Raw genomic sequence first — 25,295 nt, forward strand, 5'->3', positions numbered from 1 at the left:
AACGCATCGGTAAATGTAAATTAACCATCGTTGACGGAAAAGGGCGGCTTTCACGGTCGCCCTTTCTGATTCCGTAAACCGGACGTTTACTTGACCGAGTTATTCCTGTGCCCTCAGCCGCACATGCGGGGCATCACAGGGATTTGGGCATGAGCGAAGCGGCACCGCGCTATCAATTCGGCGATATAGCGCGAATCCTGGAGGCGCTGGTCGCCGCCGACGGCACCGCCGCCCATGCCTATGCCCATCGCGCCAGCACCGGCGTGGCCCGCGACACGCTGTTGTCGCTGTCCGATCTCGCCGACGCGGCCTATTATCTCTGCATGCTCCATGGCCGCCATCCCGGCGTCATCGATCATGCCGCCACCCGGTCCGCCGACAATGCCGCGCGCCAGTGGCTGATCGAAACGGCCGACGCCTTCGCCGGGGAGCGCGCCTATCTCGCCCAGGTGACGGTCGCCACCGGTCCCGCCCCCAGCACCGCAGGCCAGGCCGATTGCGAAACCGCGGTCAGCCAACAACGCCACGCGCTCGACATGCTCGCCCAGTCCGACCGGCGCGGTTGCGCCATGGGCGCGGCGATGGCGCTGGTGCTCGACTGGCGCGCCGTGCGCCATGTGCTCGACATGGCGGCACTGCGCGCGGGGATCGAACCTCAGACCTGCGCCCTGCCCGACCGTAGCGCCACGCTCGACGTCGCCCGCGCCATCGGCGGCGACGACGCCATCGACCGCGCCATTCAGTTCGGCGCACGCCAGCTGCTCAACCAGCATCGCGGCCTGTGGGACTTGCTCGCCGCCCGCGCCGACGTTCGGGCGCGCCAGGACTAACCCTTTCCCGATTGCGCCGGTCCGCGCGATTGCCTAGTCCGGTTGCCATCGGCAACGGATGGACCAGCATTATGCGCTTTGAAGGTACGCAGGATTATGTCGCCACCGACGATCTGAAGGTCGCGGTCAACGCCGCCGTATTGCTGCGCCGCCCCCTGCTGGTGAAGGGGGAACCGGGCACAGGCAAGACCGTCCTCGCCCAGGAAATCGCCACCGCGCTGGACGCCCCGCTGATCGAATGGAACGTCAAGTCCACGACCAGGGCGCATCAGGGTCTGTACGAATATGACGCCGTCGCCCGCCTGCGCGACGGGCAATTGGGCGACGATCGCGTGCATGACATCGCCAACTATATCCGCAAGGGAAAATTGTGGGAGGCGTTCACCGCGCCAAAGCTGCCCGTGCTGCTGATCGATGAGATCGACAAGGCCGACATCGAATTTCCCAACGACCTGTTGCAGGAACTCGATCGCATGGCCTTCCACGTCTATGAAACCGGCGAAACCGTTGCCGCCGCCGATCGCCCGATCGTCATCATCACGTCCAACAATGAAAAGGAACTGCCCGACGCTTTCCTGCGCCGCTGCTTCTTCCACTATATCAAATTCCCAGATCGCGACACGATGCAGGCCATCGTCGACGTCCACTTCCCCGGCATCCAGAAAATCCTGGTCAGCAAGGCGATGGATATCTTTTACGAGATTCGCGACGTGCCGGGCCTCAAGAAGAAACCCTCGACCAGCGAATTGCTCGACTGGCTGAAACTGCTGCTGAACGAGGATATGCCGCTCGACGTCCTCCAGAACAGCGATCCCACCAAGGCGATCCCGCCCCTCCACGGCGCACTGCTCAAGAATGAGCAGGACATCATGATGTTCGAACGCCTCGCCTTCATGGCGCGTCGGCAGGGGCGGTAAACCCCTAATACCCCTCCCGCCTGCGGGAGGGGCAGCGAGACTTACGAGCGTAGCGCGTTAGTCGCAGCGGAGTGGCCAACGCCCCGCAATTGACAAGGAGTAACCCTCATGCCCCACCAAGCCGGATGCCTCTGCGGTGCCGTCCGCATCACCATCGACGCAGACCCTATCGCCGCGCGCATGTGCTGGTGCCGCCTGTGCCAATATCTGGGCGGCGGATCGGCGACCGTGAACGTCTGCTTCCCGTCCGACGCAATCACTACGACCGGCAAAGTGCAATGGCATGACAGCGTCGCCGACAGCGGCAACGCCATGAAACGCGGCTTCTGCCCCAACTGCGGCACGCCGCTGTTCAGCCTGGCCGAATCGCGCCCGCACCTAACCTTCATCCGCGCGGGCGCACTGGACGATCCGTCGCTGATCGGCCCGCAGGCGGTGATCTGGACCGATGCCGCCCCGCACTGGGCGCATCATGATCCCGCACTGCCCCATTATCCGGCGCAAATCCCGCCCGTCGCCTGAAAAGCCGCTTGCGCCCTCGCGCATAGTCTGTAGCCTCTCTGTCATAGTTCAAGGCCGCGCCAAGACGGTCTGGATCTGGAGAGCGATGACGATGCCGAAGTGCGCCCGAAATGTCATGACAGGCCTGTTGTCCGTGGCGGCCCTGAGCCTGGCCGCCCCCACGCTGGCGCACGCCGCCGACACCGAAGCCTGGACGCCCAGCGACACCGCCATCCGCGCCGCGTCCGCGGGCATCAGCCTGCCGCAGACCGTGGCGGGCCTCTCCCTCGCCAAAAGCGGCGAAGCCTCCAACGGCGGCCGGGCGGTCGACAATTATGCGCAATATCTTTCCGAAGACGGCATCATTCAGGCCACCCTTTACGTCTATCTCCCCACCTATGCGGACGCATCGCTGGCCGCCTATATGACCGACAAGGCCGTCATGGCCCGGTTCGGCTCGAAGACCCGCCGCACTGCCTATGCCAGCGCCCCCGTCGCGGGCCATGCCGACAGCGCGATCCGCGCCGTTTATGATGACGCCGCCAATGGCGCACTGACGACGGCGGCAGGCTTCGTCCATGCCGGGCGCTGGATCGCCAAGATTCGCGTGACCGGCCCGACCGAACGCCGGGCCGAGGTGCTGGCGGGCCTCGACGGGATGCTCGCCAACCTGTCCATCGACGATCCCACCAGCCTGCACGTCACCGCGCCCGCCAGCTTCGCCGCCTGCCCCGCCGCGCCGACCGCCGACGCCCGCCTGACCCCGGCCAAGCCGACCGAGCAGGCCGTGCCGCAGGATGTACGCATACCCCGCGACGGCAAGGACGCGCTTTGCATCCGCGGCACCGTGGCGACGGCGGACGGCAGCTACGACATGCTCCAGCAGACCGGGCGCAGCGACGGCGCGATCATCGTGCCGGTGGACGATAGTGGCACCGTTCTCGCCTTCGACCCCGCGACCGACGCCAAAGGGTATAAGCTCTCCATCCACATGGTCGGCCAGACCGACCTCTATGGCGTCTATGACCGCGTCCCCAACCCGCATCAGGTCGCCGCGATCCTGGATGGCAAGGATCCCCAGACCGCCCAGGCCCAAGCCACCGCCGCTTATGCCGCCAATGGCGATGTCACGATCAGCCGCCTGGCGCAGAAAGGCCACTGACGGGGCTTTTCTTGACCCTGAAAATCGGCTCTGATCGGATCGCATGATCCAGCCGACAGACGCGACCCGCTTTGCCCGCATCCGCGCCCGGCTGGAAGCGATCCGGATCGCACCCGGCCCGTCGGCATGGGCGTTCGAATTTCTGCTGTTCGGTTTCAAGCAGGGCTGGGCCTGCCTGTTCGGCGGTCTGATGCTGGCGCTCCTGCTGGCAACGCATCTCTTCTATCCGCCCGGCGCGCCGCTCCACCGCTACGATGCACTGACGCTGGCGGCGATCATGATTCAAGTCGCCATGCTCGCCCTCCGCCTCGAAAGCTGGAACAAGGCGAAGGTGATCTTCGCCTTCCATCTGATCGGCACGGTGATGGAATTGTTCAAGACCCACGCCGGTTCCTGGATATACCCGGAAGCCAGCCGGCTCCATATCGGCCCAGTGCCGCTCTTTTCAGGCTTCATGTATGCGGCAGTGGGCAGCTATATCGCGCGTATCTGGCGCATCTTCGATTTTCGCTTCACCCATTATCCGCCGGTCTGGACCACAGGCCTGCTGGCGCTTGCCATCTATATCAATTTCTTCGCGCATCACTGGCTGCCGGACATTCGCCTCGCTCTTTTCGCAGCGGCTATCCTATTGTTCGGGCGGACGTGGATATTCTTCACCCCCTGGCGCGCGCCACGCCGGATGCCGCTGCTTGTCGGCTTCTTCCTTGTCGCGCTCTTCATCTGGTTCGCGGAAAATATCGGCACCTTCGCCAATGCCTGGACCTATCCCGATCAACGACATGGCTGGCAGATGGTCAGCCTCGCCAAGCTGGGCAGCTGGTATCTTCTGATCATCATCTCCTTCGTGCTCATATCCTTGATCCACGGCATCGGCCCGAAACGCAATCAGATCAGATAGCCCACCTCATATAATCCCCATCGCCGCCCGCCGAAGACCAGCGGCACGAACACGCTGCGCAACGCCCGATATCGCCCTTCGCCCAGATCCTGGCGATAGGTGTAGAGGAAGAAATCCCCTTCTTCGTTCAGCGCCCGCCGCGTCTGGCTGTCCATGAATATCTGCCGGTTGCGCGCATGTTCCATGTTCCAGTCCGGCGCACCGGGCCGCTGGGGCTGGCACCGCGCGCTGACATGGGTCGGCAGATAGCCATTGCCATCGAGCAGGCAGCACCCAACGATCGCGCTGTCCTCGCTCGTCCGCCGGTCCAGCACCGGCCGCAGCGACCGATCGGCAAAATCGGTAAAGCCGTTGAGATATTGCACCGGCATCGACCCGGCGATCGGGCGATAATCGACGTCGAACAATTGCGACAGGCTAAGCTCGCCCCGGTGCAAAGCCCGCTCGATCAACGCGCCGACCTCTTCCGCTCCCTCCTCCGCCAGCGCGATATAGCGGCTGTTGCGCGTCTTTTGCGGGCCATGCGCGGCGGTGTTGAGCATGGCGTTCGCCATCCCCTCCAAATGCTCCAGCTGTTCGCGTGCCCCATCGACCCGCGCGGCGTTGTCGCTGGCAGACCGGCTGAACGTCGTCAGCCCCTCGCGCAGCGCGCTTACATCGCCATCGGCCGCGTCGGTGCAGGTGACGATCGCATCGGATCGTTCGCCAAACTGGGTAACGAGCGAGGCGATCTCCGCCAGGCTCAGCCGCAGCCGGTCGATATGCGCGCCTGCCCCCCGGCCGCGCACGATATTGGCCTCCACCCCGCCGATCAGATGGCGGGCGTCGCGGTCCAGCTGGGTCAGCTTCTCGCCGGCCGAAGCGGCGGACTCCCCCGCCTGCGCCGCCAGTCGCCGGATTTCGTCCGCCACTACGGCAAAGCCCTGCGTCGCCGCGCCGCCCCGCGCCGCCTCGATCGCAGCATTCACCCCCAGCATCCGGGTCTGCCGCGCGATCGCACCCAGTTCCTCGCTAATGTCGCCCACCGCTTCGATCACGGTCAGGAACTGGCGCAAATGCCCCTCCAGCCCGGTGACATGCTCGACCAGCCCCGCCACTTCGCCCAGCGACAGGCCGATCACCGCATGACCGTCCGCAACGATCGTGCCCGCCCGCCGCGCGGTCAGGCTCAATTCCTGCGCCGCGGCGACGCTTTCATTCTGGCTTGCGGCCAGCGTTTCCATATTGGATTGCAGGTCGGCCAGATGCGCAGCGTCGCCCTGGATCCGGCGATTGACCTCGCCCAGATACCCGGCCGTCTCGCTGCACTGCAATGCGATGTCGCCCGACCGTTCCCCCAGGTCAGCCAACAAATCCCTGTTTTCCAAAGCCCGCCCCGCTTCAAATGCTTGCCGTGGATAGTGGCGGATTAACCATGCGCTGCAACACTTAATATTCGGACAATCTGCCGGGATAGGCGGCGCGGACGGCGCGGCTTGCATCCGCGCCCGCCCTGTCCGACAAGCAATGCCATGCTGCTCAACTTTCTCGACGCGCTACGCGCCGCCGGCATCAATGCCAGCATCAAGGAGCATCTGCTGCTGCTCGAAGCGCTGGACCGCGACGTCATCGCCCGGCGGCCGGAAGATTTCTACTATCTCGCCCGCGCCACCTATGTGAAGGACGAAGGGCTGCTCGACCGCTTCGACCAGGTGTTCGCCAAAGTCTTCAAGGGCGTGTTGGGTCAGGAAGGCGAAGAAACCGCCATCCCCGAAGAATGGCTGCGGTTGGTCGCGCAAAAATATCTCAGCCCCGAAGAGATGGAAAAGATCCAGTCCCTGGGCGACTGGGACACGATCATGCAAACGCTCAAAGAGCGGCTGGAAGAGCAGAAGGGCCGCCATCAGGGCGGCAATAAGTGGATCGGCACCGGCGGCACCTCGCCCTTCGGCCATGGCGGCTATAATCCCGAAGGCATCCGCATCGGCGGCGAATCCCGGCATAAGCGCGCGATCAAGGTCTGGGAAAAGCGCGAGTTCGCCAATCTGGACAATGGCAAGGAACTGGGCACCCGCAATATCAAGGTCGCCCTGCGCCGCTTGCGCCGCTTCGCGCGAGAGGGCGCAGCGGACGAACTGGACCTTGATGAAACCATACGCGGCACCGCACGCCAGGGCTGGCTCGACATCCGCATGCGCCCGGAACGCCACAATGCAGTCAAGCTGCTCCTCTTCCTCGACGTCGGCGGATCGATGGACCCATTCATCACGCTTTGCGAAGAACTCTTCTCCGCCGCGACGGGCGAATTCAAGAATATGGAATTTTTCTATTTCCATAATTGCCTCTACGAAGGCGTGTGGAAGGATAATCGCCGCCGCTTCGCCGAGCGCATACCCACCTGGGATATCCTCCATAAATATGGCCATGATTACAAAGTGATCTTCGTCGGCGACGCGGCGATGAGTCCCTATGAGATCAGCTATCCCGGCGGCTCCGTCGAACATATGAACGAGGAGGCGGGCGCAACCTGGCTGCAGCGCGTCACCCATAACTACCCCGCCTGCATCTGGCTCAACCCGGCGGCGCAGGCCCATTGGGGCTACAGCCAGTCGACCAAGATGATCCGCGAGTTGATGACCGACCGCATGTATCCGCTGACGATCGCGGGCATCGATGAAGCGATGCGCGAACTGACGCGGAAGCGGTGACGGGTATTTAGATCGCCTCGATAACCGTTAAAAGCGGCCCTATAACGGCCTGAACATGACCAGCGCATCGACATAGCCATGCGCCGGATGCCGAAAGGCCAGCGGCAATCGCCCGACGATCTCGAAACCCAATTTCTGCCACAGGGCGACGGCGCGCTCATTGCTACTGACCACGAAGTTGAACTGCATCGCACGAAATCCGCGCGCGCGGGCATGGTCCAGCGAATGCTCACCCATGCGTCTCGCCACGCCCCGTCCCGTCGCCGCTGCGCTGGTCATATAGCCGCAATTGCTGACATGATCGCCGCCGCCCGATTGGTTCGCGCGGATATAATAGGTGCCGACGATCGCGCCCTGATCCTCCGCGACGAAGGTCTCCTTGTCCGGACCAAGCCAATAGGCCAGCGCGTCGGCTTCGCTCATTTGAGGCGGCAACGCATAAGTTTCACCCGCGCGGATGGTCGGCGCGATGATGTCCCAAATTGCAGCGTAATCTTCGGGACGGGCAGGGCGGATCAACATCGCGCGCCTGTAGGATCCCGGCTCGGGTCAGGCAATCGCCAATCTGGCAAACCACATCCAAACCCTCACGCCCGATACAGCACCCCGCCCGTCATCGGCGCGGACCCACCGGTCGTGCCGGGAAAGCTGATCGGCAAGCCTGCCAGATGCCGCACTGCCATATAGGCAAAACCCTGCGCCTCCAGCGCGTCGCCGTCCCAGCCCAGCCCATCTACCGGCAGCATCGCCGCCCCGGTCCGCTCTGCCAGCATCGCCATCAACGTCGCATTATGCCGTCCGCCGCCTGCCGCATAGATGCGCGCTGGGCGCTCGGGCAGATGATCCACCCCCCGCGCCACCGCCGCCGCCGTGAACGCCGTCAATGTCGCCGCGCCATCCTCCAGGCTCATGTCCTGTACCGCATCGATACTATATTGCTCGCGATCGATGCTCTTGGGCGGGGGCGCTGCGAACCAGGGATCGGCCATCATCGCCGCCAGCCGCGCATCGTCCACCCGTCCCCGCGCCGCGCAGGCGCCGCCAGCATCATAGGCCACACCGCCATGCGTTTGCATCCAGTTGTCGATCAGCCCGCTCGCCATGCCGGTGTCGAACGCGATCAGCGTGTCGTCCGACCCGATAAAGGTGATGTTCGCCACCCCGCCCAGATTGAGCACCGCTACGGGCCGCACCAACCCGGCCGCCAGCGCACGATGATAGACCGGCATCAACGGCGCACCCTGCCCGCCCGCCGCCACATCCGCGCTGCGCAGGTCGCCCACCACCGCTATCCCGAACGCCCCGGCCAGCGCCGCGCCATCGCCGATCTGCCAGGTCCACCCCCGTTCAGGCCGATGCGCCACGGTATGCCCGTGAAAGCCGATCACCCCCACATCCTGCGCGATATAGCCGCCCCGCCCCAGCAGGTCCGCGACCGCCTCCACATGCCGCTCGGTCAGTTCCGCCTCGACCGACGCGATCAGCGGCTCAAACCCCGGCCTCTCCATCGCCATCGCCCGCGCGCACGCCTCGGCAAGCCGCACGCGAAAACCCTCATCATAGGCCATGGCGTGAAACGCGACCGGCCGCACCACGCCCTCCCCATCCGTCTCGATCAGCGCGGCATCGATCCCGTCGCGCGACGTGCCGGACATCAGGCCGATTGCCAAAGTCGATTGCGCCATATCTAAACACTTCCGTTCGGGCTCAGCCTGTCGAAGCCTCTTCCTTACGGACAAGCGACGCCCTTCGACAAGCGAAGGCTTTTCGTAACTGGGCCGCGATGCTACAGGCGCGCGCCATGAGCAACTATCAGTCCGATCTCCTCCGCCTGCTCGACGCGCGCGGCTATATCCACCAGCAGACCGATGCGGAGGGTCTCGACGCCCTTGCCGCGCGTCAGGTGGTGCCGGGCTATATCGGCTTCGATCCGACCGCACCGTCGCTCCATGTCGGCAGCCTGGTCCAGATCATGATGCTGCGCCGCATGCAGCAGGCCGGGCACAAGCCCATCGTGCTGATGGGCGGCGGCACCGGCAAGATCGGCGACCCCAGCTTCAAGGACGAAGCGCGCAAGCTGATGACCGGCGACACGATCGCGTCGAACGTCGCCAGCATCAAGCGGGTGTTCGAAAAATTCCTGACCTTTGGCGAAGGCCCCACCGACGCTGTGATGGTCGATAATGCCGACTGGCTGGACCGCCTCGAATATATCCCGTTTCTGCGCGACATCGGCCAGCATTTCTCGGTCAACCGGATGCTCAGCTTCGATTCGGTGAAACTGCGCTTGGACCGCGAACAGTCGCTCAGCTTCCTCGAATTCAACTATATGATCCTCCAGGCCTATGATTTCCTGGAGCTGTCGCGCCGATCGGCCTGTCGCCTGCAGATGGGCGGCTCCGACCAGTGGGGCAATATCGTCAACGGCGTCGAACTGTCGCGCCGGGTGGACGGCACCCAGGTCTTCGGCCTCACCAGCCCGCTCATCACCACAGCCGATGGCGGCAAGATGGGCAAGACCATGAGCGGCGCGGTCTGGCTGAACGCCGACGCCCTGCCCGCCTATGACTATTGGCAATTCTGGCGGAACACGCAGGACGCTGATGTCGGTCGTTTTCTGCGCCTCTTCACCGACCTGCCGCTGGAGGAAATCGCCCGGTTGGAAAAGCTGGAGGGTGCGGAGATCAACGAGGCGAAGAAAATCCTCGCCCACGCCGCCACCGCGATGGCTCATAGCGAAGACGCCGCCACCGCCGCCGCCGAAACCGCGCGCAAGACATTCGAGGAAGGCGCGTCGGACGCGAACCTGCCGACCGTCAGCCTGGGCACGGACGGCCTCACCGTCGTGCAGGCGACCACGGCCCTCGGCTTTGCGCCCTCCAACAAGGAAGTCCGCCGCAAGCTGACCGAAGGCGCGATCCGCGTGAACGGCCAGGTCATCACCGACCCCGCCGTCACGCTTCAGCCCGGCGACAAGCTAAGCTTCGGCGCAAAGAAGCACGGCCTGGTCATCGCCTAACTCCTCCGTGTTCCCGCGCAGGCGGGAACCCAGTCCCGCCTTTTCGACTGGGTTCCCGCCTGCGCGAAACCACGGCACGTTTAGAAAGAACCAAACAGCCTTGCCGCCCTATTAACCCTTTTTCCTATCAAAGCCTCCACATCCGCGCCCCTAGGCTCGGCTCCATGTCCTCATCGGTCTTCGCCAATCTCGGCCATGTGCTGCGCTCACGCGATCCGTCGGTCGATCAGCGCCGCGCCAGCCGCGATCTGGTGGACATGGTCAGCCACATCACCGCGCGGGGTCAAAACCACGGCGTCCGCATCATCAACATTTCCGCGCTCGGCCTGATGTGCCGCTGCGAAGAGCCGCTGGCGGCAGGCGAGCAGATCAGCATCTGGCTCCCCATCCTCCAACATTATCCCGCAGACATCCGCTGGGTAGAGGATCATCGCGTCGGTATGGAATTTCTTCAGCCGATCACGCCCACCATCTACGGCGCGATTCGCGCGCTCATGCCGCCGCGTCGGACAGGCTGGTGACGCGCATCGGGGTAAAGCCCTCCCCGGCCTCCATACGCTGACGCCCGCGCACCAGCGCTTCAGGCATATCCGTGCGCAGATAGTCCAGCATCGCCTCGCGCACATCGCAGCGCAGGTCGAACGCCACGCCCGCATTGCGCGCCGACAACAGGCACCGCAACTCCAGCGCATCGGCGCGATGATCGGTCACCTGCAATAGCACCACCCGCCCGTCCCAGCGCGGGTTCGCCTTGGTCACCTCGATCAGTTTTTCCCGGATGCGCGGCACATTTGCGGTAGGATCAACATAAAGGAACACCGTGCCCAGCAGGTCGGATGTCTTCGTCGTCCAGTTCTGAAACGGCTTTTCCAGGAAATAGGATACCGGCACCACCATGCGTCGGTCGTCCCAGATGCGCACGACGACATAGGTCAGCGTGATATCCTCGATCCGTCCCCATTCGCCCTCCACGATCACCACATCGTCCAGCCTTATCGGCTCGGAAAAGGCCATCTGGATGCCCGCGATCAAATTCTTGAGCGCCGGTTGCGCGGCCGCACCCACCGCCAAGCCGACCAGGCCCGCCGACGCCGCCAGCGTAACGCCGATCGTCCGCACGCCCGGAATCGCGATCAGCATCATCGCGATCACCAGCACCGCAACGATGCTCTGCGCGATCCGATAAAGAATGCGCACCCGCGTATGCCGCTTGCGCGCCTTGAGATTATCCTCGGCGCTGATATCCGCGCCGCGCTCGATCATGATCCGCATGGCCCGCATCAGCCGCAGGAGCAGCCACCCGGCCAGCAGCGCGAACACCATCTTCGACCCGATCGACCACAAACTCTCAATCCGCCGCCCCATATCGAGCGGCTGCAACCCCGCCCCCAGCGCCAGCAACACCACCAGCCACCGCGTCGGCTGAAAGATCGCCGGCAACAAAACCGGGTCCATCCGCCGCCGCACGACCCGCAACGCCACGGCATAAAGCGCCCAATGGATCAGGAACGCAGACACCACCGCAGCCGAGATGGAGAAGGCGGCGGTCGACGTGATATGGGTCAGGCTGATATCGGTCATGCAGGGGCAACGCGACCGAGCGGGCATTTGTTTCGCAGGTGCGGTATGATCGGCAGGCTTTGTAAGGGGAGCGGCCCCTCGACCTCCGCACAGTCATCCCCGCGCAGGCGGGGATCCATCTTCCCAACTTGGTGCTTGGCGCAATATCTGGAGATGGATTCCCGCCTTCGCGGGAATGACGAGAAGGTTGGTTCCTGTCATTCCCCTCCCGCTCGCGGGAGGGGGAATAATGCGGCTCTTGGCCGATCAGCACCGATCGAATGCGATTGTCTGACTTGCTGCAAAAGGAGGCTGGACGACGGCCTCATACCAATCAGCGCGAAAGCCCGGCAACCTTGCGAGATGGGCAATCAGTTCGTCCTAACCCTTTTGTTCCTCATGAAACGTCCAAATGTGATCGGATATTGCAACATCGCAACAGATAAGGTCGGTAGTGATCTCGTGCCGCTTGTAGAAAGTGACAGCATCAATATTAGGCAACGCCAATTGCGTGATGATGTCGGGCGTGGTTGTCATCGCGCCATGCTGGCTTGTTGAACGGACGCCCGCAATAGCAATTCTCGTGCGCTTCCAACTACCCGCCCCTTAGCAACCCAACAGCCGCATCCTTCTCGAACAAATACAAACAAATCCGCGCCGCCTGCCCGCGCGCGCTGTCCAGCCCGCCATCGCGCTCGATCAGCAGATGCGCGTCGTCCCGCGCGCTATCCACCAGGGCCGCCACATGCTCAGGCGTCGCGATCTTCAAAGCCGCCTCGCCCGACTGGCGCGTGCCCAGCACTTCACCAGCCCCCCGCAGCTTCAGATCCTCCTCGGCGATCCGAAACCCGTCATTTGTATCCTTCATCAGCGCCAGCCGCGCGCGCGACGTTTCGCCCAGCGCATTGCCGCGTAGCAGCAGGCAGACCGACGGCTTGTCGCCACGCCCCACCCGCCCGCGCAACTGGTGCAACTGCGCCAGCCCAAAACGATCCGCGCCCTCGATGATGATCAGGCTGCTATTGGGCACGTCCACCCCCACTTCGATCACAGTCGTCGCCACCAATATCTGCTTCCGATTGGCGGCGAAGGCCTCCATCGCCGCGTCCTTGTCCGGTCCCTTCATGCGCCCGTGGACCAGGCCAACCCGATCCCCGAACCGCCCACGCAGCGACTCCGCCCGCGCTTCCGCCGCCGCCTGGTCGCTCGTCTCGCTTTCTTCGACCAGCGGGCACACCCAATAGGCCTGCCCGCCCCCTTCGACATGGCGGGCCAGCGCATCGACCACTTCGTCCAGACGACTCGCCGCCATCACCAAGGTCTGGATCGGCTGCCGCCCCGGCGGCATCTCGTCCAGCCGCGATACGTCCATCTCGCCATAATAGGTCAACGTCAGCGTGCGCGGGATCGGCGTCGCCGTCATCACCAGCAGATGCGGCGACCGCTCCGCCTTGCTCGCCAGCATCATCCGCTGCGCCACGCCGAAGCGATGCTGCTCGTCGATCACGGCCAGCCCCAGCGCCTTATACTGCACCGCTTCCTGAAAGATCGCATGGGTGCCGACGAGCATGTCGATGCTCCCGTCCGCCAGCCCCATCAGCGTCGCCTCGCGCACCTTCCCCTTCTCGCGCCCGGTCAAAATCGCGATCTCGACCGGCAGGCCCAACGCCATTTTCCGCAGCGTCTCATAATGTTGCCGCGCCAGGATTTCGGTCGGGGCCAGCATCGCCCCCTGCATCCCGGCCTCTACGGCATTGAGCAGCGCCATCAACGCCACCAAAGTCTTGCCCGACCCGACATCCCCCTGCAGCAACCGCAGCATCGGCGTCGCCTGCGCCATGTCGCCCTCGATCTCCGCCGTCGCCCGCCGCTGCGCCCCGGTCGGCGCGAAAGGCAGCTTCAACATGGCGCGCAGCCGCCCATCCCCCTCGATCGGCACGCCCCGCCGACGCCGCGACGATTGCCGCACCAGCATCAGCGCCAACTGCCCCGCGAAAATCTCGTCATAGGCCAGCCGCTCACGCGCCACAGCGTCCGCCGGATCGGCATGAATCCGCGTCAGCGCGTCGTGCCAGCACGGCCAATCCTTGCGCGCCAACAGGCTCGGTTCGATCCATTCGGGCAGGTCGGGCGCTCGGCTCAGCGCCTGCGCCACGATATCGCGCATCCGGTTGTTGGTCAGTCCCTCCGACAGTCCATAGACCGATTCGCGCGCGGGCACCGTGCTGGCCTCTTCAGGCGCCAACACGTCAGGGTGGACCATCTGCAACGTCTCGCCATAGCTTTCCAGCTTGGCCGACACGAATTTGGCTTCGTTCAATGGCAGCAATTTGCGCGGCCAGCCGCTATTCCGGCCGAAATAGACCAGGCTGACGGCATTGCCGTAACGATCGACCGCCTGCACCCGAAACGGTGTCCGCGCGCCCCCGCTGGCGCGATAATCCACCGGCGTCAGCTCGATCCCGACCACGCGCCCGGCGTCCGCCATGTCCAGCCGGTCGGTCAGATGCCTGTCCACCCAGCTGACGGGCAGATGAAAGGCGACATCGACCGCACGCGCCAGCCTAAGCCGCTCCAGCGGACGGGCCAGCGCGGGGCCGATCCCCTTGAACAGGGATATTTCGGCAAAGAGCGGATTGAGAATATCGGGTCGCATGTCTATCTGACGCGCTCTACTCCAGGCAGAACATATACTCAAACGCACGTTCCGCCCGGCTGCTTTTGCTCAACCCTACTCCCGTTCGTGCTGAGTAGGGGCTGAGCGAAGTCGAAGACCCGTATCGAAGCATCCTGCCATGGGCTTGATCCTTCGATACGCCATTTCGACTTCGTTCAATGGCTACTCAGGACGAACGGAAACGAGAATGACCATGAACGACGATCCCCTGATGCGCCGCCTCAAATTCCGGGCCTGGCACCGCGGCACGCGCGAAGCGGATTATAGCGTCGGCGGTTTCTTCGAACGCTATCATGCCGAATGGAACGCGGAGGAGATCGCCTGGTTCGAACGTTTCATGGAAGAACAGGATGCCGACATCATCGGCTGGGCGCTCGGCACCATTCCGGTCCCCGACGCATGGAAAGGCCCGATGATGGACAAATTCCTGAAACTCGATTTCGTGAAAATCACGAACTGATGTTCGTCATCCCCGCGAAGGCGGGGATCCATCTCCCAACGGATCAATTGGGCGACAGGCTGGGAGATAGATTCCCGCCTCCGCGGGAATGACTAGAACAAAATGACCGATCTCCAGAAAATCCTGCGGGCAAAGGCGCCCCTCACCCTGTCCGGCGTCCCCGCAGGCTTCCAGCCCTGGCTGCTGGCCGACATCGCCCGGGCAGCAGGCGCCGCTGGCGGCCGCGCCGTTTTCGTCGCGTCGGACGAGCAGCAGGCCCGCGCCATCGCGGACACGGCACAGTATTTCGCGCCGGAGATCGAGATGATCGACATCCCCGCATGGGACTGCCTGCCCTATGACCGGGCCAGCCCCTCGCTCCGCGCCGCCTCCGCGCGCTTGGCGGGTTTCTACGCCCTACAAGCGCCACCCAAAGGCCCGCAACTGGTCCTCACCACGCTGGCCGCCATGACCCAGCGCACGCTCACCCCCTTCCGCGTGCGGCAACTGGTCGCCAAACTCGCGCCCAAGGAACGGATCGCGATCCAGACGCTGGCCGCCATGCTGCAGGCCAACGGCTATGTCCGCACCGACACGGTCCACGACCGGGGCGAGTTCGCCATTCGCGGCGGCATCGTGGACCTCTTTCCCGGCGGCGAGGAACAGCCGCTGCGCCTCGACTTCTTCGGCGACGAGATCGAGACCGTCCGCCGCTTCGATCCGTCGGACCAGCGCACCACCGGCAGCGTCGACGGCTTCACCCTCCTCCCCGCCTCCGAAGCGCTGCTGGACGAGGACACGATCAAGCGCTTCCGCAGCCGCTACCGCGAAACCTTCGGCGCCACCGCGACCGGCGACCCACTCTATCAGGCGGTCAGCGAAGGCCGCCGCCTGGCTGGCATGGAACATTGGCTTCCCCTGTTCGAAGACAAGCTGGTCCCCCTAGCCGACCATCTGGGCGAAGGGGCCGTCATCATCCGCGACCATGGCGTCGCAGGGGCCGCCGACAGCCGGTTCGAAGCGATCCGCGACTATCACGCCAACCGCATCCAGGCGAAGACGTCAGATCCCGGCGCCTACCGCCCACTCAAGCCCGACACCCTCTATCTTGACGCCGCTCAGTGGGACGCCGCCGTCGCCACCCTGCCGATGCACGCCAGCACGCCCTTCCATGAACCCGAAAGCGCCACCGTCCTCGACTTCGCCGTAGACGGCCCCCGCGATTTCGCCCCCGAACGCGCGCAAACCACCAACGTCTACGAAGCCGTCGGCAAGCATATCGCCGCGCTCCGCCGCGATAAGAAGAAAATCATCATCGCCAGCTACTCGCTCGGCGCACGCGAGCGCCTCTCCGGCCTGCTCGCCGACCATGACGTCTCCCGCCTCGCCACCGCTGACGGCTGGCAGGAAGCGCTCGGCATCGCCGCCAAAGGCAGCGTCACACTCACCGTCCTGCCGCTCGACCATGGTTTCACCGCGCCCGACATCGCCGTCCTCACCGAACAGGATATGCTGGGCGACCGCCTCGTCCGCCGCGCCAAGCGCAAAAAAAGCGCCGACGCTTTCCTCCAGGAACTCGCCACCCTCTCCCCCGGCGATCTCGTCGTCCATATGGATCACGGCATCGGCCGCTATGAAGGGCTGACGCAAATCCCGGTCAGCAAGGCCGCGCATGATTGCGTCGCCCTGACCTATGCCGGCGGCGACAAACTCTACGTTCCGGTAGAAAATCTCGAAGTCCTCTCCCGCTACGGCTCCGAAAACGAAGGCGTCAGCCTCGACAAGCTGGGCGGCGAAGCCTGGCAGCGGCGCAAGGCCAAGATGAAGGAGCGCATCCGCGAAATCGCGGGCGAACTCCTGAAAACCGCCGCCGCCCGCGCCCTGCGCGCCGCCACCGTGGCCGAACCCGACCATGCCGGTTACCCCGCCTTCGTCGATCGCTTCCCCTATCAGGAAACCGACGATCAGGACCGCGCGATCAGCGACGTGATCGAAGACCTTGGCGCAGGCAAGCCGATGGACCGTCTCGTCTGCGGCGATGTCGGCTTCGGCAAGACCGAGGTCGCTTTGCGCGCCGCCTTCGTCGCAGCGATGGCCGGGATGCAGGTCGTGCTGATCTGCCCCACCACATTGCTAGCGCGCCAGCATCATATGCAGTTTGAGGAGCGCTTCCGCGGCTTCCCCGTCAATATCGGCCGCCTCTCCCGCCTCGTCCCCGACAAGGAGGCGAAAGCGACCAAAGCGGGCTTGGCCGACGGCACGATCGACATCGTCATCGGCACCCACGCCCTGCTGGCCAAGGGGCTGGACTTCAAACGCCTGGGCCTTGTCGTCGTGGACGAAGAACAGCGCTTCGGCGTCACCCACAAGGAACGGCTGAAGTCGCTCAAGACCGACGTCCACGTCCTGACGCTCACCGCCACGCCCATCCCGCGCACGCTGCAAATGGCGATGTCGGGCCTGCGCGAACTCTCCGTCATTCAAACCCCGCCGGTCGATCGCCTCGCGGTGCGCAGCTACATCATGCCCTGGGACGGCGTCGTCATCCGCGAAGCTCTGCTGCGCGAACATTATCGCGGCGGCCAGAGCTTCTTCGTCGTCCCGCGCATCGCCGATCTTACTGAGATCGAGGAGTTCCTGCGCAACGAAGTCCCGGAAATCAAGGCCATCGTCGCCCACGGCCAGATGAGCGCCACCGATGTCGAAGAGCGCATGTCCGCTTTCTACGACAAGCGCTACGACGTGCTGCTCTCCACCACCATCGTGGAATCCGGCCTCGACATCCCCAGCGCCAACACACTCATCATCCACCGTGCCGACCGCTTCGGCCTCGCCCAGCTTTACCAGCTGCGTGGCCGCGTCGGCCGGTCGAAGACCCGCGCCTATGCCTATTTCACTACGCCCGCCAATCGCATCATCACTGAAACCGCGGAAAAGCGGCTGAAAGTCCTGTCCGACCTCGACACGCTGGGCGCAGGCTTCCAACTCGCCTCCCACGACCTCGACATTCGCGGCGCGGGCAATCTGGTCGGCGACGAACAGTCGGGCCATATCAAGGAAGTCGGGTTCGAACTCTACCAGTCGATGCTGGAAGAGGCGATCATGGACGCCAAGGCAGGCGGGGTCGGGATCGAGAAACGCAGCGACAGCTTCTCCCCCCAGATCAGCGTCGACGCGCCCATCCTCATCCCCGACGATTATGTGCCCGACCTCGACCTGCGCATGGGCCTCTACCGCCGCATCAACGAGATCGAGGATCGGGGTGGCCTGGAATCCTTCGCCGCCGAACTGATCGACCGCTTCGGCAAGCTGCCTTTGCCCACGCAAAACCTGCTCAAGATCATCGAGATCAAGCAGAATTGCGTCACCGCCAACATCTCGAAGATCGACATGGGGGCCAAGGGCGCGCTCGTCAGCTTCTTCGAAGACCGCTTCCCCAACCCGGCTGGCCTCATCGCCTATGTCCAGCGCCTCGACGGCGTCGCCCGCCTGCGCCCCGACAGCAAAGTCGTCGTCAACCGCGCCTGGCCCGACCCACAGGCAAGGCTCAACGGCGCGCTGCAATTGTCGAAGGGGCTGGCGAAAGCGGCAGGGTGAAAGACATACGCCCCCCCTCCCTTCCAGGGAGGGGCCGGGGGTGGGTAGCGAGCGCAGCGAGCATCAGCCCCATCGGAGCAAAAACCCGCAAGCCCCCAATCCGTCACCCCGGGCTTGACCCGGGGCCCCGCTTCTTAGATCCTCCAGCGATGGAACGCGCACGACGGGGCGGCTGGGTTTATATCATGGCCGATCGGTATCGCGGCACGATGTATGTCGGAGTGACATCCGATCTGACCCTGCGCATCCATCAGCACCGCTCCGGCGACGGGTCGGATTTTTGCGCGCGCTATGCTCTCCGCCGCCTCGTTTGGACGGAACGCGGCGACGACATCGTGGCGTGTATCGAGCAGGAAAAACGCATCAAGCGCTGGCGGCGGCAATGGAAATTTGAGTTGATTGAAAAAATCAATCCCGAGTGGCGGGATATGTTTGAAATGCTCACCTAGCAAGGTAGCGGGACCCCGGGTCAAGCCCGGGGTGACGATTGAGGACAAGCCACCTCCCTCTTTCCTACTCCCCGCCTGCTGCTTATCCTACCCAATGGACCAGTCCCGCCTTCACACCACGCGCGCCTTCCAACATCCGATTAACTATGCGACCTACAAGGCGCGTCGGCGGTGCATCGCACTGACCCTCCAGGCGCGTCGGGGAAGCGCAACCCAAACCCTACGGCACCTCCATCCCAGCTTTCCCGCCACTTTTGCCAGCAAACCTCCACCCTACGATGGTGTGAACTTCGCCAGTGCCGCGTCACCATGGCCCACGCGTCAAATCGCCCTTCCTCATCATCCGGCAAAGAAGCAGCAACAGGTCAAACCTAAATCTAGATCCGACGACCAGGCACCAAAGCATGGCGTCATCGCAGGAGACTTCACATGAGCATCACTCTGATCGCGATCGCCGCCGCCGCCGCGACGCACAGCATTCCGATAGAGCATCATGGCACCAGGATGCAGGCGACCTACACCGCCCGCGCCGATGTGCAGACCCGCACGGTCGGCGCAAAAACGCCTAATCGCATGGATATGCAGCGCTGCAACTGGACCGCCACGGTGGTCGTCGATCGCAAACTGGACCATGGTCCGGCGCTGGCCCGCACGCTTCCCAGCGATACGCGCTTTTCCGGCAGCGAAGCGGGCGCCTGCACGCGCGGCGCAAAGATCGAACAACGGGTGCTGGCCCAGCATCAGGACCGCATCCATGCGCAACTGATGGCTGTGGCCGATCAGGATCGGGCGCCGCTGCTGGCCGAACTCGACGCGGTGCGCAACCTTGCCGCCAATTGAACCGAACCGCCGCATGGCATGGCTCGGCACGCTTCTGCTCATCGGCCATGCCTTTCCGGCCGCCGCCCAATATGCGTCCGGCCCCGCCATCACGCTCGAAGCCGCCAGCGACGAACGCCGCCGCGGCCTTAGCTGGAGCGATGGCGATCCGGTGCTGCGCGGTGCCGTCTCCGTGCCCATCGCCGATGGCTTCAGCCTAGACGGCGCGGCGACGACATTGTGGGCCAGCGGTCGCCATGGTGGCGCGGATGCGGTGATCGATCTTGGCACGACCTATGCCCGGCAGTTGGGCGGCTTCCGGCTGACGGCGGAGGGGCGCTACCACCTCTTCCCCGGCGCATCGCGCGCCAATGATGACGGCTGGGGCTATGGCGAAATCGGTGCGGGGGCAGGCTTCCTGATCGGCCCGGCCAGCCTGGACCTGTCCGCCAGCTACGCGCCGCGCCAATCGGCGATCGGCGGCGACAATCTCTATCTGTCCGCGTCGGCCGCCACCGCCATCCCCGGCACGCCGCTCACCGTCTCGGCCCGGATCGGCCGATCCTCGGGCGACGTTCGCGATCCCTTCCGCGCCGCCCGTCTGCGGCCGGACGGCACCTATTGGGACCATGGCGTCAGCATCGACTACACCAAAGGCCGCTGGTCCACCGGCCTGCGCTACGCCAACAGCAACATCGATGGCCCCGGCCGCGACCACGCCGGCGCAACCCTGATCGGCAGGGTAAGCCTCACCCTGTAACCTCCCTCCGTTCCCGGCGAAACGCCTCTCTCCGTTCGCTTTTCGTCCCCTCTCCGTTCGCTTCGAGCGTAGTCGAGAAGCAACCGGCACAACGCTTCCGCTTCTCGACTGCGCTTCGAAACGAACGGCGTTGGCGTCCCCCTGTCCTACACCCCCGCAATTTGCTAAACGGATCGCGAAGGGAACCACATCATGCCTGTAGAACTCACGATTCTCGCTTGGGGCATGGTGCTGCTCCTGGTCCATATCTTCGCCGCCGCCCATGTGAAGACGAAACAATATGGCCCGAAATGGAATATGGGCGCCCGCGACGAAAGCCTGCCGCCGATGAATGCGCTCGCCGGACGCCTCGCCCGCGCGCAAGCCAATTTCATGGAAACCCTGCCCATCGCCATCGTCGCGCTGATCGGCGTCGTCGTGGCGGGCAAGACCAGCGAATGGACCGCGATGGGCGGCTGGATCTGGCTTGGCGCGCGGATCGTCTATCTGCCGCTCTACGGCTTTGGCGTGCCCGTCGTGCGCACCATCATCTTCATGGCCAGCCTGGTCGGCATCCTCATCGCGCTCTGGCCACTGCTGACCGTCTAACCCGCCAGCACCAGGTTGATGAGATCGGCGGACGGCACCCCCGCCGATCGCAGGAAGCCCTGATAATAGTCGCACCCCTCACGAGCCAACAGGCCAAGTTGCTCTTCCGTCTCCACCCCCTCGGCGATCACTTTGAGGCCCAGCGACTTCGCCATATGGATCACCCCGCGCACAACGATGCGGTCCCGCGCGGTCCCGGCGATGTCCTGCGCCAGCCCGCTGTCGATCTTGAGATAGTCGAGCGGCAGGCTTTTAAGATAGGCGAGACTGGAATAGCCCGTGCCGAAATCATCGATCGCCACCGCCAGCCCCTCTGCCCGCAGCGCGGTGAGCAGGGCGGACGCCGCGCCGATATCCTCGATCAGCCCGCTTTCGGTAATCTCCACCGTCAAACGGGACCGGGGAAAGCCGCTGCGATCGACCAGCCCCAACAGGCTCGCCATGAATCCCGGCTGGGCGATGTCGGCGGCCGTGACGTTGATCGACAGGCGCAGGTTGGACAGCGCCCGGGGCCAGGCCGCCGCCTGCCGCAGCGCTTCGGCCTGAATATGCGCGGACAGCGGCAGCATATAGTCGGACCGTTCCGCCGTGGCGAACAATATGCCCGCGCCCAGCGGCCCATAATGCGGGTGATTCCACCGTGCCAGCGCTTCCACCCCGCTGATCCGGTCGGACGCGACAGGATATTGCGGCTGGAATACGATAGTGATTTCCCCCGGTCCAGCGCCAGCCGCAGGTCCGTTTCGAGCCGGTCGCCATCGACCTGGCGGCTATGCTTTTCGGCCGAGAGGATGCGGATGCCCTCGCCCCCCGCCTGCCGTGCGTCGGCCAGCGCCGTCCCCGCCCGGCGCAGCAACTGCGTCACGTCATCTTCCGCCCGCGCCTGTGCAATGCCGCAGCGCGCAGTCAGCCGGATCAGATGGTCGCCCGCGCTGAACGGCTGCCCGACCGCGCCGATCAACTGCCGCGCCAGGAAGGTCGCCCGGTCGCTCCCCGCCACCTCGCCGGTCAGACCGACCAGAAACTCGGTGCCCGCGATCCGCGCCACCATCGCGCCGGGCGCGACGTCGTCCACCATCCGCTCGATCCGCCGGGCGATACGGCCCAGCAGTGCGTCGCCCACCACCTGCCCATAGGCCGCGTTCATGCGGTCGAACTGGCTGATCGACAACAGCAGGATCGTCGTCGCCAGCCCCTCGCGCCGGTCCAGCCAGTCGAGCGCCACCTGCCGCGATCGCAATCCCGTCAGGAAATCGCGCGTCTCGCTATCGCGTCCTGGCCCGTCGGACAACCACTCGACGTCCGCCGCCACGCCGCCGTCGGCCAGCCGCAGATGATGCACCAGCCGCTGGCCGGGCCGATTGGGCAAGCCATGCGCCAATGCAGCGGGCCGACCCGCCCGGATCATCGCCCGCAATGCGACCAGCACCGCGCGCCGTTCCGATCGCGGCAACCGTCGCAGCAGCGCCGACGGAGCAATATGCCGGTCGCTCACATCCAGATGCGCCGCCAGGCTGTCGCTCAGCCGCAACAGCGATCCCGCTCTCGCCAATTCCCAATAAAGCGCGTCGCCACGCCGAATTCGCTGGGCGCGCTGGTTGTGCACCGCGCCGCCGCCGACCCGCTCCACCAGCCGGTGTGCCGACGCCAGCGCGGCATGCAGCGTCCCATCCGTAACCGGTCCCACCAGATAATGGGTCGCCCCCGCCGCCAGCAATGCGGGCAGATGCGCCTGATCCTGCGGATCGACCAGCACCAGCAACGCTCCGCCGCCCGCTTCCATCGGCGGCACCAACGGCGCCAGCAGCCGATTGGCCTGCCCGCCCGATCGCAGGTCCACCAGCGCGACCTGCGCTTCGCTATGCAGATATCTTTGCGGCGCGTCCTTGGCCCGTCGCGCCCCGATCGCACGCCACCCCACGCGCTGCGCGGCCTGGCACAGCCCGTCGCGGTCGCCCGGCGACAGGATGAAGAGGCTGCGTTGCCCGTCTGCGGTATGGTCCCCGCTCACTTAATAATGTTTCCCGGCGCAGCGCATCGTCACCCCTTAACATTCAGCAGTTACCGACCTCTTGCCATGGCTGCAACTTTGCAGTCCCACCACGGCGGCGCTTGCGCCGGGGCGACCCATCGCCTAGCTAGTCGGCATGGTCATGGCCGATCCCGCGCGCAAACCGATGACCGACGGCCTTGGCCGCCGGATCAGCTATCTGCGCATCTCCGTGACCGACCGCTGCGATCTGCGCTGCCGATACTGTATGGCGGAAAAAATGCAGTTCCTGCCCAAGGATCAGGTGCTGACGCTGGAAGAGATCGCGCTGCTCGCCGATCTGTTCATCGCCCGCGGCATTACCAAGATCCGCCTGACCGGCGGCGAACCGCTGGTACGGCGCGATATCGGCGATCTGGTCCACCGGATCGGCCGCCATATCGGGGCGGGGCTGGAGGAACTGACGCTCACCACCAATGGCACCCGCCTTGTCGACCATGCCGACATGCTGGTGGATGCAGGCGTGCGACGCATCAATGTCAGCCTCGACAGTCGCGACCCAGAGCGCTTCGCCCATGTGACGCGCGGCGGCCGGATCGAACAGGTTTTGGCCGGACTGGACGTGGCGCGCGACGCAGGCCTTGCGGTCAAGATCAACATGGTGGCGCTCAAGGGCGTCAACGAAGATGAAATTCTGCCGATGCTGCGCTGGTGCGGCAGCAAGGGCTTTGACCTGACGCTGATCGAAACCATGCCGCTGGGCGACACCGGCGAGGATCGCACCGATCATTATCTGCCGCTGACCCAGGTGGCCGACAGGATTCGTCGCGATCACAAGCTGACGCCCCTCTCCCACCGCACCGGCGGCCCGGCGCGCTACCACGCGGTCGATGGCATGGGGATCAAACTCGGCCTCATCACTCCGCTCACCCAGAATTTCTGCGCCGATTGCAACCGCATCCGCATGACATGCGAGGGCAAGATCTTCATGTGCCTGGGCCATGAGGACCATGTCGATTTCAAGGCCGCCCTGCGCGAAGGCGGCCTGCCCGCCGTCGAACCGCTGATCGATCGGGCGCTCCGCCTGAAGCCCGCCGCCCACGACTTCCGCATCGGCGCAGGCGAAGGCGCGGCCACCCGCCGCCACATGAACGTCACCGGCGGATGAGCAGCGAGCCACGGCGCGCCCTCGTCGCGTCCCCGACCCAGGCCGCGCGCGCGGCGGAAGAACGACTGCGCGCCACATACGATTTCGTGGCCGTGGACCAGGCCGACATGATCATCGCCCTAGGCGGCGACGGCTTCATGCTCCAGACGCTCCATTCGATGCTGGAGGGGCGACGGATCGTCCCGATCTTCGGGATGAACCTCGGCACGGTCGGCTTCCTGATGAACGAATGGCGGCTTGAACGGCTCGACCAGCGGCTGGAAAAGGCCAAGAGCTTCAAGGTCAATCCGCTGCGCATGACGGTGGACACCGTCGATGGCGAACGTTTCTCTATTCCTGCCATCAACGAAGTCTCTCTGCTGCGCGAAACCCGCCAGACCGCCAAGCTGGAGGTGCAGGTGAACGGCCGCGCCGTGCTGCCCGAATTGGTGTGCGACGGCGTCCTGGTGGCGACCCCGGCCGGGTCCACCGCCTATAATCTGTCGGCCCATGGCCCTATCCTGCCGCTGGGATCGGCGCTGATGGCGCTCACGCCGATCAGCCCGTTCCGCCCGCGCCGCTGGCGCGGCGCCATCCTGCCGGAAAACACCATCATCCGCTTTACCGTGCTGGACCCAGTCAAACGGCCCGTCAGCGCCGTGGCCGACCAGCGCGAAGTACGCGACGTGGCCCAGGTGGAGGTCGGCATAGACCGCGCCACCCCGCTGACCTTGTTGTTCGACCCCGAACATACGCTGGACGACCGCATCGCCGCCGAACAATTCATCGCATAATTTTCCGTCATTTGGCGCTTGCCATGGCGTGAAACCCGCTGCTATAGGCGCGGCCTGCCCAGCGGAAGCGGGTTGCTCCCCGATAGCTCAGCGGTAGAGCATTCGACTGTTAATCGAATGGCCGTAGGTTCGAATCCTACTCGGGGAGCCACATTTTCCAGCCCAAGCGGCTTGGCCTTTTCCATCGTATCGCCTGTATCGCGCAAAGCGAATAGCCCCGTTCCGCGCTTTTGCACTGATCCAAATTTTTGCGATCAAGCGACCCCGAAGCCCTTGCCATTTCCCATCGTGCGCGGCATAGGCGCGGCCTGTCCGGCGCAAGCCGGTCGTTCCCCGATAGCTCAGCGGTAGAGCATTCGACTGTTAATCGAATGGCCGTAGGTTCGAATCCTACTCGGGGAGCCATTTCCTGACATGGCATCACCCTGTCGGCGCACCCGCCAGTTACAGCCGCTCGC

The 25,295-nt window shown here is 64.6% G+C and carries 22 protein-coding genes, 2 tRNA genes and 1 pseudogene; 19 read left to right on the forward strand and 6 right to left on the reverse strand.

All coding sequences use genetic code 11. The features are described 5' to 3' along the window. The first annotated feature begins 149 nt into the window (after positions 1-149). The 5 genes from U5A89_RS13040 to U5A89_RS13060 all read left to right on the forward strand — a co-directional run bounded on the left by U5A89_RS13040 (position 150) and on the right by U5A89_RS13060 (position 4,311). A complete protein-coding gene (locus tag U5A89_RS13040) occupies positions 150-830 on the forward strand; it encodes a DUF6975 family protein (protein WP_338161516.1) in 681 nt (226 codons plus the stop codon). Between the two features lie 71 nt (positions 831-901). Further along, on the forward strand, positions 902-1,747 hold the full coding sequence (locus U5A89_RS13045; RefSeq protein WP_338161517.1) for an AAA family ATPase: 846 nt from the start codon (positions 902-904) through the stop codon (positions 1,745-1,747). A 108-nt stretch (positions 1,748-1,855) separates the two neighbouring features. After that, on the forward strand, positions 1,856-2,269 hold the full coding sequence (locus tag U5A89_RS13050) for a GFA family protein (protein WP_338161518.1): 414 nt from the start codon (positions 1,856-1,858) through the stop codon (positions 2,267-2,269). Between the two features lie 91 nt (positions 2,270-2,360). Beyond that, the gene (locus U5A89_RS13055) at positions 2,361-3,410 is read left to right on the forward strand and encodes a hypothetical protein (protein WP_338163051.1); all 1,050 of its coding nucleotides are present in this window, start codon (positions 2,361-2,363) and stop codon (positions 3,408-3,410) included. Between the two features lie 43 nt (positions 3,411-3,453). Then, positions 3,454-4,311, forward strand: coding sequence for a DUF817 domain-containing protein (locus U5A89_RS13060; protein WP_338161519.1), 858 nt, complete (start codon positions 3,454-3,456; stop codon positions 4,309-4,311). Here the strand turns inward: U5A89_RS13060 and U5A89_RS13065 are convergent. Continuing rightward, positions 4,299-5,663, reverse strand: coding sequence for a methyl-accepting chemotaxis protein (locus U5A89_RS13065; RefSeq protein ID WP_338161520.1), 1,365 nt, complete (start codon positions 5,661-5,663; stop codon positions 4,299-4,301). The two genes, U5A89_RS13060 and U5A89_RS13065, sit on opposite strands and share 13 nt — an antisense overlap. Before the next feature lie 159 nt (positions 5,664-5,822). Between U5A89_RS13065 and U5A89_RS13070 the strand changes: the two genes are divergently transcribed. After that, positions 5,823-6,998 carry a vWA domain-containing protein gene (locus tag U5A89_RS13070; protein WP_338161521.1) on the forward strand — a complete coding sequence of 392 codons (1,176 nt, stop codon included), beginning with the start codon at positions 5,823-5,825 and terminating at the stop codon, positions 6,996-6,998. A gap of 39 nt (positions 6,999-7,037) precedes the next feature. On the opposite strand, the gene U5A89_RS13075 is transcribed toward U5A89_RS13070, so the two are convergent. Next, complete coding sequence (locus tag U5A89_RS13075; protein WP_338161522.1) at positions 7,038-7,520, reverse strand: GNAT family N-acetyltransferase; 483 nt, start codon at positions 7,518-7,520, stop codon at positions 7,038-7,040. 65 nt (positions 7,521-7,585) lie between these two features. Then, positions 7,586-8,683, reverse strand: coding sequence for an anhydro-N-acetylmuramic acid kinase (locus tag U5A89_RS13080; RefSeq protein WP_338161523.1), 1,098 nt, complete (start codon positions 8,681-8,683; stop codon positions 7,586-7,588). A 116-nt stretch (positions 8,684-8,799) separates the two neighbouring features. Here U5A89_RS13080 and tyrS point away from each other — a divergent pair, with 116 nt between their 5' ends. Continuing rightward, positions 8,800-10,017: a tyrosine--tRNA ligase gene (tyrS, locus tag U5A89_RS13085; RefSeq protein ID WP_338161524.1), complete on the forward strand. Its 1,218-nt coding sequence runs from the start codon at positions 8,800-8,802 to the stop codon at positions 10,015-10,017. Between the two features lie 164 nt (positions 10,018-10,181). Beyond that, positions 10,182-10,538: a PilZ domain-containing protein gene (locus tag U5A89_RS13090; RefSeq protein WP_338161525.1), complete on the forward strand. Its 357-nt coding sequence runs from the start codon at positions 10,182-10,184 to the stop codon at positions 10,536-10,538. Here the strand turns inward: U5A89_RS13090 and U5A89_RS13095 are convergent. Then, positions 10,510-11,598, reverse strand: coding sequence for a mechanosensitive ion channel family protein (locus U5A89_RS13095; protein ID WP_338161526.1), 1,089 nt, complete (start codon positions 11,596-11,598; stop codon positions 10,510-10,512). The genes U5A89_RS13090 and U5A89_RS13095 overlap by 29 nt on opposite strands. A 342-nt stretch (positions 11,599-11,940) precedes the next feature. Between U5A89_RS13095 and U5A89_RS13100 the strand changes: the two genes are divergently transcribed. Further along, entirely contained in the window at positions 11,941-12,135 is a 195-nt protein-coding gene (locus U5A89_RS13100; protein WP_338161527.1) for a hypothetical protein, read from the forward strand. A gap of 37 nt (positions 12,136-12,172) precedes the next feature. Here U5A89_RS13100 and recG read toward each other — a convergent pair whose 3' ends face one another. Further along, positions 12,173-14,233 (reverse strand): ATP-dependent DNA helicase RecG, encoded by a 2,061-nt coding sequence (gene recG / locus U5A89_RS13105; protein ID WP_338161528.1) that lies wholly within the window; start codon positions 14,231-14,233, stop codon positions 12,173-12,175. A 214-nt stretch (positions 14,234-14,447) separates the two neighbouring features. Between recG and U5A89_RS13110 the strand changes: the two genes are divergently transcribed. From U5A89_RS13110 to U5A89_RS13135, 6 genes are all read left to right on the forward strand, one after another. Beyond that, on the forward strand, positions 14,448-14,714 hold the full coding sequence (locus U5A89_RS13110; RefSeq protein ID WP_338161529.1) for an FAD assembly factor SdhE: 267 nt from the start codon (positions 14,448-14,450) through the stop codon (positions 14,712-14,714). A 102-nt stretch (positions 14,715-14,816) separates the two neighbouring features. Beyond that, positions 14,817-18,290 carry a transcription-repair coupling factor gene (gene mfd, locus U5A89_RS13115; protein ID WP_338161530.1) on the forward strand — a complete coding sequence of 1,158 codons (3,474 nt, stop codon included), beginning with the start codon at positions 14,817-14,819 and terminating at the stop codon, positions 18,288-18,290. 149 nt (positions 18,291-18,439) lie between these two features. After that, on the forward strand, positions 18,440-18,739 hold the full coding sequence (locus tag U5A89_RS13120) for a GIY-YIG nuclease family protein (RefSeq protein ID WP_338161531.1): 300 nt from the start codon (positions 18,440-18,442) through the stop codon (positions 18,737-18,739). A 429-nt stretch (positions 18,740-19,168) separates the two neighbouring features. Then, on the forward strand, positions 19,169-19,579 hold the full coding sequence (locus U5A89_RS13125; protein WP_338161532.1) for a hypothetical protein: 411 nt from the start codon (positions 19,169-19,171) through the stop codon (positions 19,577-19,579). A 13-nt stretch (positions 19,580-19,592) separates the two neighbouring features. After that, positions 19,593-20,318 (forward strand): TorF family putative porin, encoded by a 726-nt coding sequence (locus U5A89_RS13130; protein ID WP_338161533.1) that lies wholly within the window; start codon positions 19,593-19,595, stop codon positions 20,316-20,318. Positions 20,319-20,510: 192 nt separating this feature from the next. Next, a complete protein-coding gene (locus U5A89_RS13135) occupies positions 20,511-20,906 on the forward strand; it encodes an MAPEG family protein (RefSeq protein WP_338161534.1) in 396 nt (131 codons plus the stop codon). On the opposite strand, the pseudogene U5A89_RS13140 reads toward U5A89_RS13135, so the two are convergent. Then, positions 20,903-22,917 (reverse strand): annotated as a pseudogene (locus U5A89_RS13140) (putative bifunctional diguanylate cyclase/phosphodiesterase). The gene U5A89_RS13135 and the pseudogene U5A89_RS13140 sit on opposite strands and share 4 nt — an antisense overlap. A gap of 136 nt (positions 22,918-23,053) precedes the next feature. On the opposite strand from U5A89_RS13140, the gene moaA reads away from it, so the two are divergent. From moaA to U5A89_RS13160, 4 genes are all read left to right on the forward strand, one after another. Next, the gene (gene moaA, locus U5A89_RS13145) at positions 23,054-24,064 is read left to right on the forward strand and encodes a GTP 3',8-cyclase MoaA (RefSeq protein WP_338161535.1); all 1,011 of its coding nucleotides are present in this window, start codon (positions 23,054-23,056) and stop codon (positions 24,062-24,064) included. After that, complete coding sequence (locus U5A89_RS13150) at positions 24,061-24,837, forward strand: NAD kinase (RefSeq protein ID WP_338161536.1); 777 nt, start codon at positions 24,061-24,063, stop codon at positions 24,835-24,837. The genes moaA and U5A89_RS13150 overlap by 4 nt, the downstream gene beginning before the upstream one ends. 76 nt (positions 24,838-24,913) lie before the next feature. After that, positions 24,914-24,988 (forward strand) — tRNA-Asn (locus U5A89_RS13155). Positions 24,989-25,167: 179 nt separating this feature from the next. Beyond that, positions 25,168-25,242, forward strand: a tRNA-Asn gene (locus U5A89_RS13160). Positions 25,243-25,295 lie beyond the last annotated feature (53 nt).

It is taken from the genome of Sphingobium sp. HWE2-09, from assembly GCF_035989265.1.
In the GTDB taxonomy this organism is placed as follows: Bacteria; Pseudomonadota; Alphaproteobacteria; order Sphingomonadales; family Sphingomonadaceae; genus Sphingobium.